13 protein-coding genes are annotated in these 19,393 nt (G+C 73.1%); 3 read left to right on the top strand and 10 right to left on the bottom strand.

All coding sequences use genetic code 11. The features are described 5' to 3' along the window. Positions 1-45: 45 nt before the first annotated feature. From BKA22_RS00645 to BKA22_RS00605, 9 genes are all read right to left on the bottom strand, one after another. Positions 46-1,032 (bottom strand): alpha/beta hydrolase, encoded by a 987-nt coding sequence (locus BKA22_RS00645; protein WP_146952109.1) that lies wholly within the window; start codon positions 1,030-1,032, stop codon positions 46-48. Continuing rightward, on the bottom strand, positions 1,029-2,510 hold the full coding sequence (locus tag BKA22_RS00640) for an MFS transporter (protein ID WP_223203467.1): 1,482 nt from the start codon (positions 2,508-2,510) through the stop codon (positions 1,029-1,031). Before BKA22_RS00640 ends, BKA22_RS00645 begins: the two co-directional genes overlap by 4 nt. Before the next feature lie 113 nt (positions 2,511-2,623). Then, positions 2,624-2,935: a DUF2249 domain-containing protein gene (locus tag BKA22_RS00635; protein WP_223203468.1), complete on the bottom strand. Its 312-nt coding sequence runs from the start codon at positions 2,933-2,935 to the stop codon at positions 2,624-2,626. Between the two features lie 81 nt (positions 2,936-3,016). Continuing rightward, positions 3,017-3,772 carry a respiratory nitrate reductase subunit gamma gene (narI, locus tag BKA22_RS00630; RefSeq protein WP_146952111.1) on the bottom strand — a complete coding sequence of 252 codons (756 nt, stop codon included), beginning with the start codon at positions 3,770-3,772 and terminating at the stop codon, positions 3,017-3,019. Beyond that, positions 3,769-4,440: a nitrate reductase molybdenum cofactor assembly chaperone gene (gene narJ, locus BKA22_RS00625; RefSeq protein ID WP_146952112.1), complete on the bottom strand. Its 672-nt coding sequence runs from the start codon at positions 4,438-4,440 to the stop codon at positions 3,769-3,771. The genes narI and narJ overlap by 4 nt, the downstream gene beginning before the upstream one ends. Next, positions 4,440-6,134, bottom strand: coding sequence for a nitrate reductase subunit beta (gene narH, locus BKA22_RS00620; protein ID WP_146952113.1), 1,695 nt, complete (start codon positions 6,132-6,134; stop codon positions 4,440-4,442). The genes narJ and narH overlap by 1 nt, the downstream gene beginning before the upstream one ends. Positions 6,135-6,177: 43 nt before the next feature. Further along, complete coding sequence (locus tag BKA22_RS00615) at positions 6,178-9,930, bottom strand: nitrate reductase subunit alpha (RefSeq protein ID WP_146952114.1); 3,753 nt, start codon at positions 9,928-9,930, stop codon at positions 6,178-6,180. Positions 9,931-9,981: 51 nt separating this feature from the next. Further along, entirely contained in the window at positions 9,982-11,289 is a 1,308-nt protein-coding gene (locus BKA22_RS00610; protein ID WP_146952115.1) for an MFS transporter, read from the bottom strand. Between the two features lie 139 nt (positions 11,290-11,428). Then, positions 11,429-12,193, bottom strand: a complete 765-nt coding sequence (locus BKA22_RS00605; protein WP_146952116.1) for a helix-turn-helix transcriptional regulator — start codon at positions 12,191-12,193, stop codon at positions 11,429-11,431. A gap of 152 nt (positions 12,194-12,345) precedes the next feature. Between BKA22_RS00605 and BKA22_RS00600 the strand changes: the two genes are divergently transcribed. The 3 genes from BKA22_RS00600 to BKA22_RS00590 all read left to right on the top strand — a co-directional run bounded on the left by BKA22_RS00600 (position 12,346) and on the right by BKA22_RS00590 (position 17,548). After that, positions 12,346-13,503, top strand: coding sequence for a DUF8744 domain-containing protein (locus BKA22_RS00600; protein ID WP_223203509.1), 1,158 nt, complete (start codon positions 12,346-12,348; stop codon positions 13,501-13,503). Beyond that, positions 13,500-16,214: a multicopper oxidase domain-containing protein gene (locus BKA22_RS00595; RefSeq protein ID WP_146952117.1), complete on the top strand. Its 2,715-nt coding sequence runs from the start codon at positions 13,500-13,502 to the stop codon at positions 16,212-16,214. The genes BKA22_RS00600 and BKA22_RS00595 overlap by 4 nt, the downstream gene beginning before the upstream one ends. Before the next feature lie 80 nt (positions 16,215-16,294). After that, positions 16,295-17,548, top strand: a complete 1,254-nt coding sequence (locus BKA22_RS00590) for an amidohydrolase (protein ID WP_146952118.1) — start codon at positions 16,295-16,297, stop codon at positions 17,546-17,548. An 84-nt stretch (positions 17,549-17,632) separates the two neighbouring features. Here the strand turns inward: BKA22_RS00590 and pgi are convergent, their stop codons facing one another. Continuing rightward, positions 17,633-19,315 (bottom strand): glucose-6-phosphate isomerase, encoded by a 1,683-nt coding sequence (gene pgi, locus BKA22_RS00585; RefSeq protein ID WP_146952119.1) that lies wholly within the window; start codon positions 19,313-19,315, stop codon positions 17,633-17,635. Positions 19,316-19,393: the final 78 nt, after the last annotated feature.

Here is a 19,393-nt window from a genome sequence, read left to right as displayed (position 1 = left end):
CGTACGGAGGGTTCGCCAGCGGCGCCGTGCCGGGCCAGCCGCGGCTCAGCGCCGCACGGGGACCTGCGCGTCCACCCACGACAGCATCGTGCTCAGGTAGGTCTCGCGGGCGGGCGTCGTCGACAGGCTCAGGTCGTGGATGCCGCCGGGCACCGGGACGTACAGGACATGACGGCCGAGCGTCGGGGCGCGCTCGGCGATCCGCCGCACGTCGAGGATCGTGTCCTGCGCGTCAAGCTCGGGGTTGTCGGGGGTGTTGGGCCCGGAGCGTTCGGCCGAGCAGACGAGCACCGGCACGCGCAGGTCGAGCCCTCGCCCGACGAGGGCGTGCCCGCGGCGCACCGCCCGCAACCAGCCGGCCCGCACCGGGAAGCCGGACGGCGGCTTGAGGGCGAGGTCGTAGTCCCAGCGACCGCCGTGCTGCACGTGCAGGTGGTGGGAGTAGGCCGAGGGGCCGTCGGCGAGCACCCGCAGGGGGGAGCGCGGCGCCCAGAAGTCCAGCGCCCGGGTCGAGATCACGCGCGCGAACCAGCTGGCGTCCAGGTCGAGCCACGGGCTGTTGAGCACGAGGGCGTCGACGAGCTCGCTGCCGGTCGCGGTCGCGGTCCACAGGCTCGCGGACAGGCCGCCGGTGGAGTGCCCGACGAGGACGACGCGTTCGTGCCCGAGCTCCTCGCGCAGCAGGCGCACGGCCGCCTCGAGCTCCTCGTGGTACTCGGTGAGGTCGTCCGTGTAGTGCGGGACGTCGCCGGGGCGCGTCGAGCGACCGCAGCGGCGCAGGTCGAGCCCGTAGAACGTGACGCCGCGTGCGGTGAGGGCGTCGGCGACGTGCGCCTGGAAGACGTAGTCGTTGTAGCCGTGCACGTGCAGCGCGGCGACGGCCGTCGTGGGGGCGAGGGGTGCGCGCCGCAACAGCGTGGCCACGGGTTGCCGACCGCCGCGCGGGTGCAGCGCGAGGGTGCGCGCCTGCCAGCCCGGGACGAGGCGGTCGGCCTCCCACCCGTCTGCGAGGGGACCCGCCGACGCGGTCATGGCCGTGCGACCGGTCCGCTCAGGCGCAGGGGGAGGAGTGCGACCAGCCCGGCGAGGAGCACCACCATGATCCCCAGGATGCCCCAGTGCTGGGATCCCGACACGGTGACGGCGACCGAGAACGCGAGCGGGGCCATGAAGCTGGCCGCACGCCCGGTCGTGGCGTAGAGGCCGAACAGCTCGCTCGTGCGACCGGCCGGTGCGAGCCGGGCGAGCTGGGAACGGCTCGAGGACTGCGCCGGACCGACGAACGCGCACAGGGCGAGCCCGCCGACCCAGAACGCCCCCTGCCCCGCGTCGTGCAGCGCGAACAGGGCGAGCCCGGTGACCAGCAGCCCCACCAGCGAGGCGACGATCACAGCCTTGGGGCCCACCCGGTCGTCGAGGAACCCGGCGAGCACGGTCGAGAGCCCGGCGACCACGTTGGCGGCGATGGCGAACAGCACGACCTGCGAGGCGTCGAACCCGAACGTGCCCGAGGCGATGACCGCGCCGAACGTGAAGACCCCGGCCAGCCCGTCGCGGTACACCGCGCTGGCCAGCAGGAACAGCAGCGTCGACCGCGACCCGCGCCACAGCCCGGCGACGTCGCGGGCCAGCGTGCGGTACGAGGCCACGACACCCGGCCGCGCGGTCGTCGAGGCGGGGGAGTCGGGCAGCGCGAGCCGCACCGGCGTCGCGAACAGCGCGAACCAGCCGGCCGCGACCAGCACGGACACGCGCACGTCGAGGCCGCCCTCGCCGGTCACGCCGAACCAGCCGACGTCGGGGTTGATGAACCCGACGAAGAGCACGAGCAGCAGGACGATCCCGCCGAGGTAGCCCGCACCCCAGCCGAGCCCGCTCACGCGCCCGAGCGTGCGGCCCGAGGCGATCGTGGGCAGCAGTGCGTTGTAGTGCACCGACGCGAGCTCGAACGCGACGTTGGCCAGCGCGAGCAGCGTCAGGCCGAGCAGCACGTTCGCCGCCAGAGCGTCCGGTGCGGGGCGCACGAGGAACATCGCGGCGCAGAGCAGCACGGTCACGGCCGTGAGGCGACCGAGCCGGCGCAGGTGGCGACCGGCGGCGTCCGCGCGGGCACCCACGACGGGCGCGACGAGGGCGATGAGCGCCCCGGCCGCGGTCAGACCCCAGCCCAGCCACGCCGAGTGCGTCGCCAGGACCGCGGCGACCGCGTCGGTCGCCGGCCCGCCGTCGGCACCCTCGATCCCCGCCGCGGAGACGAGTGCGGGGTCGACGAACGCGTCGGAGGTGAGCCACCGGGTGAACACGAACGTCGTGATGACCGCGTTGAACGCGGCCGATCCCCAGTCCCATGCCGCCCACGCGGCGATCTGCCCGGGGCGCCGGTGCACCTCCGTGGTCGCGTCGGATCTGATCGACGCCGGAGTCGGGGCTGCGGCCGAGGCGGTGGCCTCGGGAGGATCCGCGGTGACCGCGGCGGGCGAGGGCTCGGCGGCGGCCGTGGGGAGGGTCACGCGGCCAGGGTAGGAACGCCGAGGGGCCCGTCGCGGTGTGCGGCGGGCCCCTCGGGCAAGTCGTCACGCGATGTTCGCCGGCCGGTCCCTGTCGGGTCGCCCGGCCGTCACGATCAGGCCTCGGGACGGGTGAGCCGGACCGTCCAGGCCTCGGGGCCCTCCTCGAGCCAGGTCACGGTGACCGGCTCACGGGCCTCGAGCTGGGCGATCAACGGCAGCGGGGCGTGCGGGGCGACGAGCACGAGCGATCCGCCGGCCGGGATCGCACCGTAGGCGCCGAAGACGGTGGCGTGGCGGATGGCGTGCGGGATGGTGCGCACGTCCAGGACCGGGTCGGCCTCGTCGTGGCCGCCGCAGTCGCACGTGTGGGCGGCGGGCTCGGCGTGCGGGGCGGTCGTCAGGATCTCGACGGGTTCGGTGGGCACAGCGTTCCTCCTGGAGGGGGTGGTGGGTGGTCGCCCGCGCATCGAGCACGGGCGACCCGGGGGGTCGATGGTCGAGGTGGGTCAGTGCCGCCCGCTCGTCGTGCCGGGGCGTTCGGCGCGCTCCCAGCCGGGCCGCACGGCCCGCGAGCCGATGCGCTCGTCGCGGGTGCGGTAGACGATGTACGGCCGCACGACGTACCCCAGCGGTGCGGAGAACACGTGCACGAGCCGGGTGAACGGCCACAGCGCGAACAGCAGCATCGCGGCCACCACGTGCGCCTGGAAGAACCCGGGCACGCCGGCCATGAGCGAGGCGTCGGGACGGAACGTGAGGATGCCGCGGATCCACGGGGAGATCGAGCCGCGGTAGTCGTACCCGCCGCCGAACACCTGGAACAGCACCGTGGCGATGGTGCCCAGCAGCAGCGTGCCGCCCAGCACCACGTACATGAGCTTGTCGGTGCGCGTCGTGGCCAGGAACACCGGCCCGACCGTGCGCCGGCGGTACACGAGGATCGCCAGCCCGGCCAGGGTGAGCGCCGCGGCGATCGAACCGGCCCACGTGGCCACCAGGTGGTAGGCGTGCTCGCTGATGCCGATCGCCTCGAGCCAGCTCCGGGGGATCAGCAGGCCGACGACGTGCCCGCCGATCACCATGAGGATGCCGATGTGGAACATCGGTGACCCCGCGCGCAGCAGGCGGCTCTCGTAGACCTGCGACGAGCGCGTCGTCCAGCCGAACCTGTCGTAGCGGTAGCGCCACAGGTGCCCGACGACGAAGACGGCCAGCGCGACGTACGGCAGGACGACCCACCGCAGCGTGTCGAGGGTGCTCATGCGGGGACCTCCGCGTCCCGGACGGTCGGGAAGGGCAGCAGCGGCGCGGACAGCCCGACCATCTCCGAGGGCGGTCCGGCCTGCACGAGCGCGCTGAACCGCTCCGCCGTGGCGGCGTCCACGGCCGGCAGGGTCAGGCACACAGCGTCGAGCAGGTGCGCGTACGGGCTGGGCACGGAGTGCAGGGCCGAGCGCAGCACCTCGATGCCGTCCCGGTGGGTGCCCAGCAGCGCGTCGGCGATCGGCCCGGGGTCGCGGGCGGACAGCTCCAGGGCCGTGGGCAGGTAGTCGGGCAGCTCGTCCTCGCGCGGCTCCCAGCCGCACGCCCGGTACGCCTCGACGAACGTCACCAGCGCCATGCCGCGGCGGCGGGTGTCGCCTGAGGAGTAGTACGTCAGGTAGAGCGCGCACCGGCGCTTGAGGTCGAACGTGGACACGTAGTGCGCCTGCTGCTCGGCCAGGGTCCACGGCTCGTCCAGGAACCGGCCGAACGCCTCGGACACCGGTCGGGGCAGCGAGGCGGTGGCGGTGCGCAGCAGGTCACCCTGCTCGTGCGTCGCCGGCGTGGGGTAGTCCAGCAGCAGCGCGGCGGCCATGTGCGCGACCGTGCGCTGCTCGGTGTCGACGCGCACGGGGTGCAAGAACGGCAACGACTCGCGGCGGGCCATCAGTGCTCCCCGCCCGGCGCGTCCGGGCCCGAGCCGTAGCCCGGCTGCCCGGGAGGCGGTGGGAACAGTCCCGGGGGTGCCCCGTTGCCGTCCCAGTTGAGCAGGTTCACGCGCGAGGGCGTGTCCGCACCGGCCGGGCGGTCAGCGGTCTGCCGGTTCTTCAACGCGTGGAACGTCTCCACGGTCGCGCGCTCGGGGTGGCCGCTGGACGAGCCGAACGGTCCGGGCCCACCCATGCCGGGCCCACCGTCGGTGTCCAACGAGCAGCCGCTGGCGATCTCCTCCAGGTGCCGGGCCGTCTCGGCGTGCGCCGCGGGGATCACGTACCGGTCCTCGTACTTGGCGATCGCCAGCAGCCGGTACATGGCCTCGATCTGCGCGCCGTCCATGCCGACGGCCCCCGCGATCCGCGGGTCCTGCTCGACGCCGAGGTTCACGTTGCGCATGTGCGCGCGCATCGCGGCCAGCCGCTGCAGCACGCCCGTGACGGGGGCGGTGTCGCCCGCGGTGAACAGCCCGGCGAGGTACTCCACCGGGATGCGCAGCTTGTCGATCGCGGCGAACAGGGTGCGCGCGTCCTCCCCGTCGTTGCCCGAACCCGTGACGACGTCGACCACGGGCGACAGCGGCGGGACGTACCAGACCATCGGCATCGTCCGGTACTCCGGGTGCAGCGGCAGGGCCACCTGGTACGTCGAGATGAGCGCCCACACCGGTGAGCGTTGCGCCGCGGTCACCCAGTCGCGCGGGATGCCCGAGGCGGTCGCGGCGTCGACCACGGCCGGGTCGTTCGGGTCGAGCAGCACCGAGCGCTGCGCGTCCAGCAGCTCGGTGGGGTCCTCGACGCTCGCCGCCTCGAGCACCTTGTCGGCGTCGTACAGCACCAGGCCCAGGTAGCGCAGCCGGCCCACGCACGTCTCGGAGCAGACCGTCGGCAGCCCGACCTCCAGGCGCGGGTAGCACATGGTGCACTTCTCGGCCTTGCCGGTCTTGTGGTTGAAGTAGACCTTCTTGTACGGGCAGCCCGACACGCACATGCGCCAACCCCGGCACGCGTCCTGGTCGACCAGCACGATGCCGTCCTCGGCCCGCTTGTACATCGCGCCCGACGGGCACGAGGCCACGCACGACGGGTTCAGGCAGTGCTCGCAGATGCGCGGCAGGTAGAACATGAAGGCCTGCTCGAACTCGGCCTGCACCTTCTGGCTCATCCCCGCCAGGATCGGGTCGTCGGCCATCGTCTCGCCCGAGCCGCCCAGGTTGTCGTCCCAGTTGGCCGACCAGCGGATCTGCATGTCCTTGCCGGTCAGCAACGACTTGGGCCGGGCCACGGGCGTGTGCTCGCCCTGCGGGGCGGACAGCAGGACGTCGTAGTCGTACGTCCACGGCTCGTAGTAGTCGCTGATCTCCGGCAGCGTCGGGTTGGAGAAGATGTGCGTCAGCTTGGTGAACCGACCACCCGAACGCAGCTTGAGCCGGCCGCGCTTGTTGCGCACCCAGCCGCCGCCCCAGCGCTCCTGGTCCTCGTACGTGCGCGGGTAGCCCACGCCGGGGCGCGTCTCCACGTTGTTGAACCAGACGTACTCCACGCCCGTGCGGTTCGTCCACGCCTGCTTGCACGTGACCGAGCACGTGTGGCAGCCGATGCACTTGTCGAGGTTCATCACCATCGCCATCTGCGCCATGACCCTCATCGGTCCGCCCTCCGGCCGGTGTCCTGTGCGACGAGCTCACGCATCAGTACGTCACCTCCTGCGCGCGGCGACGGATCGTGGTGACCTCGTCGCGCTGGTTGCCGGTGGGGCCCAGGTAGTTGAACGCGTACGACAGCTGCGCGTACCCGCCGACCAGGTGGCTGGGCTTGAGCAGCACGCGGGTCAAGGAGTTGTGGATGCCGCCGCGCAGGCCCGAGGTCTCCGAGCGGGGCACGTCCACCGTGCGGTCCTTCGCGTGGTACATGAACACGGTCCCGGCGGGCATGCGGTGCGAGACGATCGCCCGCGCCACGACGACGCCGTTGCGGTTGTACGCCTCGATCCAGTCGTTGTCCCGCACGCCGATCGTCGTCGCGTCCTGCGGTGACATCCAGATGGTCGGGCCGCCGCGCGAGAGCGAGAGCATGAACAGGTTGTCCTGGTACTCGGAGTGGATCGACCACTTCGAGTGCGGGGTCAGGTAGCGCACGGCGACCTCGGCGTGACCCTCGGACCCGGGAGCCCCGGTCGGGTCCGTCGAGCCGATGCGCGCGTCGCCGAACAGCCGGTGCATGTCCAGCGGCGGCCGGTACACCGGCAGGTTCTCGCCGAGCTCACCCATCCAGTCGTGGTCCAGGTAGAAGTGCTGACGGCCCGTGAGCGTGTGCCACGGCTTGAGGTGCTCGACGTTGATCGTGAACGCCGAGTACCGCCGCCCGCCGTGCTCCGAGCCCGACCACTCCGGGCTGGTGATGACCGGCACGGGCCTGGCCTGCACGTCGGGGAACGTGATGCGCTTGCCCTGGTGGTCGCGGGCGAGCGAGGCCAGCTCGGTGCCGGTGCGCTCCTCGACCTTCTCGAACCCCTGCACGGCCAGGCGGCCGTTGGTGGTGCCGGACAGCGCCAGGATCGTCTCGCACACGTGCCGCGCGGTGGTCAGCCGTGGCCGGCCCGCGGCCGAGCCCTCCGCGACGACGCCGTTGAGGCGGGCCAGCTCGGCGACCTCGACGTCCGGCATGAACGGCACACCCTTGGTGAGCATGCCGGCGCTCGCGGTGAGCGGGCCGAGCGCACCGAACCGGTCGGCGAACGTCGTGTAGTCCCGTTCGACGACGACCAGCTTGGGCATGGTCAGACCGGGCACCAGGGCGGCGCCGTCGACGACCGTGCCGTGCGGGGTGGCCAGCTCGTCAGGCGTGTCGTGCAGCAGCGGCACGGCCACCAGGTCGCTGCGCGCCCCGAGGTGGTCGACGGCCAGGTCGGTCACCGAGCGGGCCAGCGTGGCGAAGATGTCGAAGTCGGTGCGCGTCTGCCACGGCGGGGCGATCGCCGGGCTGAACGCGTGCACGAACGGGTGCATGTCCGTGCTCGACAGGTCGTCCTTCTCGTACCAGGTGGCCGCTGGCAGCACGACGTCGCTGAACAGCGTGGTCGACGTCATCCGGAAGTCGCTGGTGACCAGCAGGTCGAGCTTGCCGCGCGGTGCCTCGTCGCGCCAGGTCATCGACACCGGCCGCCGGTCCGGCCCGGACTCCTCGGCGCGCACCGCCGAGTCGGTGCCCAGCAGGTGCCGCAGGAAGTACTCGTTGCCCTTGCCCGACGAGCCGAGGATGTTCGCCCGCCACACGGTCAGCACCCGCGGGAAGTTCGCCGGGTCGTCCGGGTCCTCGCACGCGTAGTGCAGCCGCCCGGCCTCCAGCTCGGAGACCACGTGCGCCGCGGGGTCGACCCCTGCCGCCCGGGCCTCGTCGACCAGGTCCAGCGGGTTGCGGTCGAACGTCGGGTAGGAGGGCATCCAGCCGCGCTTGGCGGACTCCACGAGGCAGTCGGCCGTGGTGCGCCCGGCGAACAGGCCCTGCGCGAGCGGTGAGGCCAGCTGGTCGGCGGCCAGGCCGTCGTAGCGCCACTGGTCCGTGCTCAGGTACCAGAACGCGGTGCCGATCATCTGCCGCGGCGGTCGTGCCCAGTCCAGGCCTCCGGCGTACTGCGCCCAGCCGGTCACGGGTCGGCACTTCTCCTGGCCGACGTAGTGCGCCCAGCCGCCGCCGTTGACGCCCTGGCAGCCGGTCATCGTGACCAGCGCGAGGAACGTGCGGTAGATCGTGTCGGAGTGGAACCAGTGGTTGGTCCCGGCGCCCATGAGGATCATCGAGCGCCCGCCCGACTGCTCGGCGTTCTGCGCGAACTCTCGCCCGATCCGCGCGGCCGCGGCCGCGGGCACGGAGGTGATCTCCTCCTGCCAGGCGGGCGTGCCGGGGGTGGAGGCGTCGTCGTAGCCGGTGGGCCACGTGCCGGGCAGGCCGTCGCGGCCGACGCCGTACTGGGCGAGCATGAGGTCGAACACCGTGGTCACGACCCGGTCGCCGATGCGGACCGTGGGCACGCCGCGGCGCACGACCCCGGCTCCGCCGGTGTGCTCCTCGCCGGTCTGCGGGGCGACGTCGAACCGCGGCAGGTCGACGGCCACGCCCTCGACCCGGTCCGCCGCCGCACCGGCCGCGAGGTCCGCGATCGACAGCACGGGTGACAGGTCGCCCAGGTCGAGGTTCCACGTCCCGGCCTTCGCCGGGTCGAACCGGTGGCCGAGCGTCCCGTTGGGCACGTGCGGCACGCCATCGCCGTCGAGCAGGACGGTCTGGAACGCACGGTCGCGCCCGTCACCGAGCCCGTCGATCGCGTCGGCGGTGAGGAACTTGTCGGGCACCCACGCGTCGCCGTGGCGGCGCAGCGTCACCAGGTGCGGTGCGTCGGTGTACCGGGTCATGTAGTCGGCGAATCGTGCCGTGCGCCGCTCGACGAGGAACTCGCGCAGGATCACGTGCCCCATGGCCATGGCCAGAGCACCGTCCGTGCCGGGGTGCGGGGCCAGCCACTCGTCGGCGAACTTGGTGTTGTCGGCGTAGTCGGGCGAGACGGTGATGACCTTCTGCCCGCGGTAGCGCGCCTCGGCCATGAAGTGCGCGTCGGGCGTGCGCGTCACCGGCACGTTCGAGCCCCACATCATCAGGTACGAGGCGTTCCACCAGTCGGCCGACTCGGGCACGTCCGTCTGGTCGCCGAAGACCTGCGGCGAGGCCACGGGCAGGTCCGCGTACCAGTCGTAGAACGAGAGCATCGTGCCGCCGAGCATCTGCACGAACCGTGCGCCCGCGCCGTGCGACACCATCGACATCGCGGGGATCGGGGAGAACCCCGCGATGCGGTCGGGCCCGTAGGCCTTGATGGTGTGCACGTGCGCGGCCGCGACGATCTCTGCGGCCTCCTCCCAGGAGGCGCGCACGAGCCCGCCCTTCCCCCGTGCCGCCTTGTACGAACGGGCCACCTCGGGATCGGCGGTCAGCTGCGCCCAGGCGGTCACGGGGTCACCGGTGCGGGCCTTGGCCTCGCGGTAGGCGCGCAGCAGGGCGCCGCGCACGTACGGGTACCGGATCCGGGTCGGGGAGTAGGTGTACCAGCTGAACGCGGCGCCCCGGGGGCACCCGCGCGGCTCGTACTCGGGGGAGTCCGGGCCGACGGAGGGGTAGTCCGTCTGTTGCGTCTCCCACGTGATGATGCCGTCCTTGACGTAGACCTTCCAGGAGCACGAGCCCGTGCAGTTCACGCCGTGCGTGGAGCGGACCACCTTGTCGTGCGACCAGCGGTCCCGGTAGAACGCGTCGCCCTCGCGACCGCCCTGCAGGAACAGCGTGCGCAGGTCCTGCGACACCTCGCCGCGGCGCAGGTGCGAGCCCAGCCGCAGCAACGCGTCGACGGCGCGGTTGTCGGTCCCTGCGGGGGACGTGCCGGTCGATGCCATGGGGACCTCCGGGCCTGCGGGTTCGGGACGGGTCGTGCGGGCTGGTGCGGGTCAGCTGGGCTTGGGGGCGCCCGGCCGGGCGTACTGCACCCAGGTCAGGACGGTGCAGCCGGCGAAGTACACGGCGGCGCCGATGAAGAACGCCTGCGGCGACCACACCGACAGCGCCATGCCGACCAGGAACGGGCCGAACGCGGCGATCGAGGCGGTGAACCCGATGACGCCCCCGGCGCGGCGGCGGTCGAAGATCATCGGCATCTGCTTGAACGTGCCGGCGTTGCCGATGCCGGCGAACGTGAAGATCGCGAGCATGCCGACCAGGAACCAGGTGAACTCGCCCACCGCCTCGGGGGTGAGGAAGAACGCGGTGAAGACCGTGCTGATCGTCATGCCGATGCCCGAGACGAGCGTCCACACCGCGCCGCCGTACCGGTCGCACAGCGGCCCCCAGGCGGCCCGGGTCAGCGAGCCGAGCAGCGGGCCGAGGAACGCGAACTTCAACGGGTCGGGTGCGTCCTCGAACCCGCCGTACAGGTTGAGGATCATCAGGCCGAGCTGGGCGGCGAACCCCGAGAACGCCCCGAAGGTCATCGTGTAGATCGCCGTCATGAACCAGGTGTGCTTCTCCCGGAAGATGTCGAGCTGCTCACGGAAGTTGGCCGTCACGGGCACCCGGCGCAGGAACACCGCGGCGAGGACCATGCCCAGCAGGACCCAGGGGATGAGCACGAGCCCGGCGTTGTGCAGCCAGATGTTCGTGCCCTCGGTGGTCTGCTGCGGTGCCAGGGCCGTCGTGCCGAGCAGGCCGAAGCCGACGACCCACGGCACGAGGAACTGGATGAGGCTGACGCCGAAGTTGCCGATCCCGGCCTGCAGGCCCAGGGCCGTGCCGGCCATCCGCTTGGGGAAGAAGTAGCTGGTCGAGGGCATGAACCCGGAGAACGCCCCGCCGCCGACCCCGCACGCGACGGCGAGCAGCAGGAGCACCGAGTACGGCGTCGAGGTGTCCCGCACGGCCAGCGTCCAGCCGATCATCGGCAGCAGCAGCAGCGTGGCGGAGCCGCCCACGAGCGTGCGCGTCCCGGTGATCGGGGGCAGGAACATGTAGACCATCCGGAACAGCCCACCGGCCAGACCGGGCAGGGCGACCAGCCAGTAGAGCTGCCCCTTCGTCAGGTCGAACCCGATGAGGTTCAGACGGGGGGCGATCGCACTGACCAGGTACCAGACGCAGAACGCCAGCATCAGGTTGTACGTGGTGATCCACAGCGTGCGCCAGGCGATCCGGCTGTCCCAGGTCGCCTCGTTCTCGGGGTCCCAGTTCGACAGGTCGGGGCGCAGCAAGGTGGGTGACGTCATCGTGGCCCTCCGGGGACGGCAGCGGTGCCGACCCCGTCGGTGGGGCCGTCATCGGCAGCATGGCCCGGGTGCGCAGGGGGTGCCAGGCGAAAGCCCGTGAATAATCGTCGACGAGTCGTGGACCCGAGGCGGGGCGACCTCAGCCGGTGGCGGCGACGACGTCCTTGCGCAGACGCAGCACGCAGTGGTGCGGCCCGACGAAGGGCTGCAGGTCGGTGGCCACGACCGGGCCGCCGGTGGCCTCGAGCACCCCGCGGACCAGGCCGAGGTGCACGCTGCACACGACCTCGGAACGCTCACGGGCCAGGTCGAGGAACGGGCACCGCCACAGGTGGAAGTCGAGCCCGGTGTCGTCGGCGTCGAGCGTCGGGTCGAAGCCCAGGCGGTCGAGGTGGGCGTCGACCGCGTCGACCTGCCGCTGGACGAGGTCCTCGTCGCTCAGGCCGCTCGTGTCGTGCTCGGCGTCCTGGCAGCCCGGTCGGCACTGGCCGGGCTTGCGCCGCGCGTGCCGCAGCGCCAGGGTCCGGCCGGCCTCTTCGGCCGAGCGCCGGGGGGAGTCGAGCTGCTTGCCGTAGCCGTCGAGGAGCACACGCGTCAGCGCGGCGCGCGCGATGGACTCCTCGAGCCGGACCGCGGCGACGGGGTCGGTGCGCACGTCCTCGGCCTGGGCGATCCGGTAGATCATCCGGGGACGTCCCCGGACCGTGCGGACCTCGGGCTCCCGGAGCACGTAGCCGTCGCTCACGAGTCGCTGCAGGTGCTCGCGCGTGGTGTTCTGGTGCAGGCCGGTGAGGGTGGCGAGCTCACCCACGGTCTGCGGGCCGCCGCGCTGGAGCAGGTCGAGCAGGTCCACGCGGCTGCCCGACGCGAGCGTGCGCGCTGCAGGGGAGCGACGGGCCGACATGACATGAGTATCGACGGGGAAAAACCGGGGGATCTGGGACCGGGGTCCCTGACCGCGGCCTGACCTGTTCGATGACCCGGCGGAGCCGTGGCGCACGGGACCGACGTCCCAGGCGTGCAGGCCAGCGGATACCTACGGTTCGTTCCGTGGAAATGGCTCCCCGCGCGTCAGCGGGCTCCCGCCGCCTCGTGCTGCTCGTCCCGGCGGGGCTCGCGCTGCTCGCCGGCATGGACGCGGCCCTGATGCTGCTCGGCCTGCCGGCCCCCGTGCGGGTCGACCGGCTGCCGCAGGTCCACGGCATGCTCATGGTCCTCGGCTTCGTCGGCACCCTCATCGCGCTGGAACGTGCGGTCGCGCTCGGCCGCGGCCCCGCGTTCGCCGCACCCGCGCTGCTCGGCGCCGGCGGGTTGCTCCTGCTGACGCCGCTGCCCGTGGCCGTCGGGCAGCTCACCCAGCTCGCCGGGACGCTCGCGTTCGCCGGGCTGTACGTCGCGATCTGGCGCCGCCAGCAGGCCGCGCCCGTGGCCGTGCAGGCGCTCGGCGCTGTGCTCGCCGTCGGAGCGAGCGCCCTGTGGCTCGCCGGGGTCGCGGTGCCGGGACTCGCCCCGTTCCTCGTCGGATTCCTCGTGCTGACCATCGCCGGCGAACGGCTCGAGCTGCTGCGGGTCGGCTTCCCACCCGCGCACGCCGAACCCGTCGTGGTCGCCGCCTCGCTCGCCCTGGCCGGCGCGGTGCTGCTCGCGCTGCTGTGGCCGTCGGTCGGGTACCCCGTGCTCGGCGCGTGCCTGCTCGCGCTCGTCACGGCGCTCGTCCGCTACGACGTGGCCCGCCGGACCGTGCGGGCCGCCGGCCTGCCGCGATTCAGCGCGCTGGCGATGCTCGCCGGGTACGGCTGGCTGGCCGTCGCCGGCGGGACCTGGCTGGTCGCCGGTCCGGTGCCCGACGGACCCGCGTACGACGCCGTGCTGCACGCCGTCTTCCTCGGGTTCGTGCTCTCGATGGTGATGGCGCACGCGCCCGTGATCCTCCCCGCGGTGCTGCGCCGCCCCCTGCCCTACCGGTCGGCGATGCTCGTCCCGCTCGCCGCCCTGCACGTCACGCTCGCGCTGCGGGTGCTCGTCGGCGACGCCCACGGCAGCGCGCTCGCCGTGCAGGTCGGCGGGGTCGGCAACATCCTCGCGGTGCTGGGGTTCCTCGCCCTGGCTGTGCACGGGACGGTCCGGGGCCTCGCACGCCCCGGCACAGGGGCCAGCACAGCGGCCGACACAGCGGCGGCCACGGCGACCGGTCGGACGCAGGTGTCGGCATGACCCGCGCGACCTGGCACCTGCGGGCGCACGTGCCCGTCGCCGCCTGGCTGCTCGCCGCCGTCGTGGCGACCCTCCTGCACCGGCAGGTCGCCGCGTCCGGCTGGCTCATGGTGCACCTGCTGCTGCTCGGCGCCGCCAGCACCGCGATCCTGGTGTGGAGCCAGCACTTCGCCGACACGCTGCTGCGCCGCCCGGCCCCCGGCGGACGGCGCCTCCAGGTCGTCCGGCTGACCGCGCACACCCTCGGCGCCCTGCTCGTGGTCGTCGGCGTGCTCAGCGTCCGTTGGTCGCTGACCGTGCTCGGCGGGGCCCTGGTCGCCGTCGCCGCGCTGAGCCAGGTCATGGTGATCCGCAGGCAGTCGCGGGGTGCGCTGCCCTCCCAGTTCGGTCCGCTCGTGCGCTACTACGTCGCAGCCGGTGCGGTGCTGCCGCTCGGCGTGGCCGCCGGCGTGCTGCTCGCGCGGGGCACCGCGGGTGACGAGCTGCACGGACGGATCTACGTCGCGCACCTGACGTTCACGCTGCTGGGCTGGGTCGGCCTGACCGTGCTCGGCACCCTGCTCGTGCTGTGGCCCACGGTGCTGCACGCCCGGATCGAGCCGCAGGACGCGACCGCGGGTACCCGCGCGCTGCCCCTGGTCCTCCTCGGACTGGGGGTCGTCGCTGTGGCGGCCGCCACGGGCTGGCGAGCGCTCGTCGGGGTCGGCGCCGCGGTCGTCGCGGCAGCGGTCGTGCTCGTCGTGCTCATGATGGTGCGCCAGGCCCGGACCGCCCCGCCCCGGACCTACGCCGGCTGGAGCGTCGCGGCGGCCACGGCGTGGTTCCTGGTCGACGTCGTCGCGTTCGGTGCGGTCGTCGTCCTCGCGCCCTCGTGGGCTGCCGCCGCCGAGGACGTCCGGGTGCTGGTGGCCCCCTTCGCGGTCGGGTTCGTCGCCCAGGTGCTGCTCGGCTCGCTGTCCTACCTGATGCCCGTCGTGCTCGGCGGCGGCCCCGCCGTGGCCCGGCGGACCGCGGCCGAGCTCGACCGCGGGGCGCTCGTGCGCGTGCTGCTCGTCAACGGCGCTCTCGTGCTCTTCGTCGCCCCCGTGCCGAGCGCCGTCCGGGTGCTCGTCTCGGTCGTCGGGCTCGGGGCGCTCGCGGCCTTCCTCGTGCTGGCCGCCCGGGCCGTGGCGGCCGCCCGGCCGCACGCCGACGCGTCGCCGTCCCGAGCCGGGGGAGTCGCGGTGGACGAGCCGGTCCTGCCGTCCCGCGCCGGCGCCGCCGCACTGGCCGTCGCCGTCCTCGCGCTCGCGGTCGTCGGCGGCGTCGCCGTCGACCCGGCGGCTGCCGGTCTCGCGCTCGCCGCCGGCTCGGCTCCGGACGCCGGCACCGCCGCGGCGACCGGCCTGACCACCACGGTGACGGTCGAGGCCGGCGACATGCGGTTCACCCCGGACAGTGTCGAGGTGCCGGCCGGGAACCGCCTGGTCGTCGAGGTGACCAACACCGACTCGACCGTCCACGACCTGGTGCTCGCCTCGGGCGCCACCTCCGGACGCCTCGCCCCCGGCGCGTCCTCGCGCGTCGACGTCGGGGTCGTCACCGGCGACCTCGAGGGGTGGTGCTCGGTCGCCGGGCACCGGCTCATGGGGATGACGCTCACCGTCGTCGCCGTCGACGCAGGCGGCACCGCCACCAGCGACGCGGCCACCGACGACACGACGACCGACCAGGCCACGACGCACGACGGCATGGACATGCCCGACCGTGACCCCGCAGCTGCCCCCACCACTGCCCCCACTGTTGCCCCCACCGCCGCGTCCGCCGCAGCGGACATCGACATGTCGGCCGCGCCCGCCCCTGGCTTCCAGGCGCACGACGCGACCCTCGAGCCCGCCGAGCACGACGGCGACGGCCCGACAACCCACCGGATCACCCTCACCGTGCAGGAGGTCGAGCGCGAGGTCGCACCCGGCATCACGCAACGGCTGTGGACGTTCGGCGGGCAGGCGCCCGGCCCCGTGCTGCGCGGCGCGGTCGGCGACACGTTCGTCATCACCCTGGTCAACGACGGGTCGATCGGGCACTCGATCGACTTCCACGCCGGCGCCCTCGCCCCGGACGACGTCATGCGCACGATCGCCCCGGGGGAGCGGCTGACCTACACGTTCACGGCCACGCGCAGCGGCATCTGGATGTACCACTGCTCGACCATGCCGATGAGCGCGCACATCGCCAACGGGATGGCCGGTGCGGTGGTCATCGACCCGCCCGGCCTGCCGCAGGTCGACCGGGAGTACCTGCTGGTGCAGTCCGAGTACTACCTGGGCCCGCAGGGCGGCGAGGTCGACACGACCCGGCTGGCCACCCAGGTCCCCGACCTGGTGACGTTCAACGGGTACGCCTGGCAGTACCGGCACGAGCCGTTGGTGGCGACCACGGGCGAGCGGGTGCGGATCTGGGTCCTGGACGCCGGACCGAACCGGCCCAGTGCGTTCCACGTCGTCGGCGGCCAGTTCGACACCGTCTACCGCGAGGGCGACTGGGTGCTGCGCGACGGCGGCTCGACGGGCACGGGTGGTTCGCAGGTCCTCGCGCTGCAGCCGGCCGAGGGCGGCTTCGTCGAGCTGACGTTCCCCGAGGCGGGCACCTACTCGGTGGTCTCGCACATCATGGGCGACGCCGAGAAGGGCGCCGCGGGCAGCCTCGTCGTCACCGACCCGACCGGGTAGCGCGCCTCGGGGGGTGCTGGACGGAGCGCTGACCAGGACGGTCGTCCGGCGGGCGAGTCGGCCGGACGTACGGTGGAGGCATGTCCTCACCGGCTTCCTCCGCGTCCACCTCCCGTCCCCGCGTCGTCGCCGTCACCGGCGGACGGGTCGTCCCCGTCGTCGGCGACCCGATCGAGGGCGGCACCGTCCTGGTCGTCGACGGCCGCATCACGCAGGTCGGCGCCGACGTCGTCGTGCCCGAGGGCGCGCAGGTCGTCGACGCGACCGGCCGGTGGGTCCTGCCCGGGTTCGTCGAGGCGCACGGTCACGTCGGCATCGACGAGGAGGCGCAGGGCTGGGCCGGGGACGACACCAACGAGATGACCTCGCCGAACACCGCCGGGGTGCGTGCGATCGACGCGGTGAACATCGACGACGAGGGCTTCCGTGACGCCCTGCTGGGCGGCGTGACCTCGGTCGTGGTCAAGCCCGGATCGGGCAACCCGATCGGCGGGCAGTCGGTCGCGCTCAAGTCGTGGGGCGGGCGGACGATCGACGAGCAGGTCATCAGCGACGCCGTGTCGGTGAAGTCGGCCCTCGGCGAGAACCCCAAGCGCGTGTACGGCGACCGCAAGCAGACGCCGTCGACCCGGCTCGGCGTCGCGTTCGTCATCCGCGAGGCGTTCACGAAGGCCCAGCACTACCGGGCCGCCCGCGCGGCCGCCGAGGCGAAGGGCGAGCCGTTCGCCGTGGACCTCACGCTCGACACGCTGGCCCGGGTGCTCGACGGCGAGCTCGTCTGGGACCAGCACACCCACCGGCACGACGACATCGCCACGGCCGTGCGCCTGTCGGAGGAGTTCGGGTACCGGCTCGTGGTCAACCACGGCACCGAGGCGCACAAGATTGCCGACGTGCTGGCCGAGAAGCAGATCCCCGTGATCTTCGGCCCGATGCTCACCAGCCGGTCGAAGGTCGAGCTGCGCGACCGGGCGATCGTCAACCTGGCGACGCTGGCCGCCGCGGGGGTGCGCGTCGCGATCACCACCGACCACCCGGTGGTGCCGATCAACCTGCTCGTGCTGCAGGCCGTGCTGGCCGTGCGCGACGGGCTGCCCCGGCAGACCGCCCTCGAGGCGCTGACGATCAACCCGGCGACGTTCCTCGGGCTCGAGGGGCGCATCGGTGCGCTGACCCCGGGGCGCGACGGCGACGTGGTGATCTGGTCGGACGACCCGCTGACCACGGACGCGCGCGTCGAGCACGTGCTCATCGAGGGCCGCACCGTCTACACGTGGGACGCCGCCGAGCGCCGGGGCCACGTCGTCGAGCGCGCCGAGCGCTTCGCCGGCTGAGCTCGGCCCGGGTCGGCGCCCGGGAGGCTGAGACACCGCGGGGCCCCGGACGCGTCGTCCGGGGCCCCGCGTGTGCCGGCTGACTCAGCCGCGCAGCTCGAGGTACTTCGCGATGAGCGCGCGCGTGGACGGGTCCTGCGCGTCCAGCGCCGCGGCGTCGCCCTCGACCGCCGGGGCGATCTCCATGGCGAGCTTCTTGCCGAGCTCGACACCCCACTGGTCGAAGGAGTCGATACCCCACACGACGCCCTGCACGAACGTGATGTGCTCGTACAGCGCGATGAGCTGGCCGAGCACCGACGGCGTCAGCGAGGACGCCAGGATCGACGTCGTCGGGCGGTTCCCGGAGAAGACGCGCGCGGGCACGATCTCCTCGGCGGTGCCCTCGGCGCGGACCTCGTCGGCGGTCTTGCCGAACGCGAGAGCCTTGGTCTGCGCGAAGAAGTTCGCGAGGAACAGCGCGTGCACGTCCGTCTCGCCGTCCTTCAGCGGGTGCGCCGGGTTGGCCACCGCGATGAAGTCCGCCGGGATCAGGCGCGTGCCCTGGTGGATCAGCTGGTAGAACGCGTGCTGGCCGTTGGTGCCCGGCTCGCCCCAGAAGACCTCGCCCGTGTCGGTCGTCACGGGCGTGCCGTCCCAGCGGACCGACTTGCCGTTCGACTCCATGGTCAGCTGCTGCAGGTACGCCGCGAAGCGGTGCAGCGACTGCGCGTAGGGCAGCACCGCGTGGGTGTGCGCGCCGAGGAAGTTGACGTACCAGATGTTCAGCAGGCCCATGAGCACCGGCACGTTCTGCGCGAACGGCGTCGTGGCCACGTGCTCGTCGACCGCGTGGAAGCCCGCGAGGAAGTCACGGAACCCGTCGGGGCCGATGGCGATGGCCAGCGAGGTGCCGATGGCCGAGTCGACCGAGTAGCGGCCGCCGACCCAGTCCCAGAACCCGAACGCGTTGGCCGGGTCGATGCCGAACGCGGCGACCTTGTCCAGCGCGGTCGACACCGCGACGAAGTGCTGCGCGACGGCGGCGGTACGGGCCTCGTCGGTGTCGGCGATCGCACCGGCTGCTGCGAGCTGCTCCCACAGCCAGGTGCGGGCCAGGCGCGCGTTGGTCAGCGTCTCCAGCGTGCCGAACGTCTTGGACGCGACGATGAACAGGGTGGTCGTCGGGTCCAGGCCCTCGACCTTCTGCGCCAGGTCGGTCGGGTCGATGTTCGAGACGAACCGCACCTCGAGGCCCTCGAGCACGTACGGCTTGAGCGCCTCGTACGCCATGACCGGGCCCAGGTCCGAGCCGCCGATGCCGATGTTCACGACCGTCTTCACGCGCTCGCCGGTGACACCGGTCCACTCGCCCGAGCGGACCTTGTCGGCGAACGCGGCGACCTTGGCCAGCTCGGCCTGCACGTCGCCGTCCACGTCCTGGCCGTCGACGACCAGCGCGGGGGAGGCCCCAGCCGGGCGGCGCAGCGCGGTGTGCAGCACGGCGCGGTCCTCGGTGACGTTGATGTGCTCGCCGCGCAGCATGGCCTGCAGGCGGTCGGTGAGGCCGACCTGCTCGGCGAGCTGGACCAGCAGAGCGAGCGTCTCGTCGGTGACGAGGTTCTTCGACAGGTCGACGTGCAGGTCGGCCAGGGGGAGCGACAGGCGCTGCGCGCGTGCGGCGTCGGCGGCGAACCAGCCGCGCAGGTCCGGGGTCAGCGCGGCGTGGTGCTCCGTGAGGGCCTGCCAGGCGCTGGTCGTGGTCGGGTCGATGGGCTGCGTGGGCACGGGGGTCTCTTTCGGGACGTGGGGCGCGGAACGTCCACCGTATTGCCCCGAGGCCTCGCGGTGCACGGGACGTCGGTC

Source organism: Cellulomonas soli (genome assembly GCF_013409305.1).
Taxonomy (GTDB): Bacteria; Actinomycetota; Actinomycetes; order Actinomycetales; family Cellulomonadaceae; genus Cellulomonas; species Cellulomonas soli.
This window is presented reverse-complemented; position numbering and strand designations above follow the sequence as displayed.

Bases quoted from the DNA above. Each gene is read 5' to 3' on its own strand.
- BKA22_RS00645 (WP_146952109.1), bottom strand. From the start codon at position 1,032: ATGACCGCGTCGGCGGGTCCCCTCGCAGACGGGTGGGAGGCCGACCGC.
- narI (WP_146952111.1), bottom strand. From the start codon at position 3,772: ATGAGCACCCTCGACACGCTGCGGTGGGTCGTCCTGCCGTACGTCGCG.
- narJ (WP_146952112.1), bottom strand. From the start codon at position 4,440: ATGGCCCGCCGCGAGTCGTTGCCGTTCTTGCACCCCGTGCGCGTCGAC.
- narH (WP_146952113.1), bottom strand. From the start codon at position 6,134: ATGAGGGTCATGGCGCAGATGGCGATGGTGATGAACCTCGACAAGTGC.
- BKA22_RS00615 (WP_146952114.1), bottom strand. From the start codon at position 9,930: ATGGCATCGACCGGCACGTCCCCCGCAGGGACCGACAACCGCGCCGTC.
- BKA22_RS00610 (WP_146952115.1), bottom strand. From the start codon at position 11,289: ATGACGTCACCCACCTTGCTGCGCCCCGACCTGTCGAACTGGGACCCC.
- BKA22_RS00605 (WP_146952116.1), bottom strand. From the start codon at position 12,193: ATGTCGGCCCGTCGCTCCCCTGCAGCGCGCACGCTCGCGTCGGGCAGC.
- BKA22_RS00600 (WP_223203509.1), top strand. From the start codon at position 12,346: ATGGCTCCCCGCGCGTCAGCGGGCTCCCGCCGCCTCGTGCTGCTCGTC.
- BKA22_RS00595 (WP_146952117.1), top strand. From the start codon at position 13,500: ATGACCCGCGCGACCTGGCACCTGCGGGCGCACGTGCCCGTCGCCGCC.
- BKA22_RS00590 (WP_146952118.1), top strand. From the start codon at position 16,295: ATGTCCTCACCGGCTTCCTCCGCGTCCACCTCCCGTCCCCGCGTCGTC.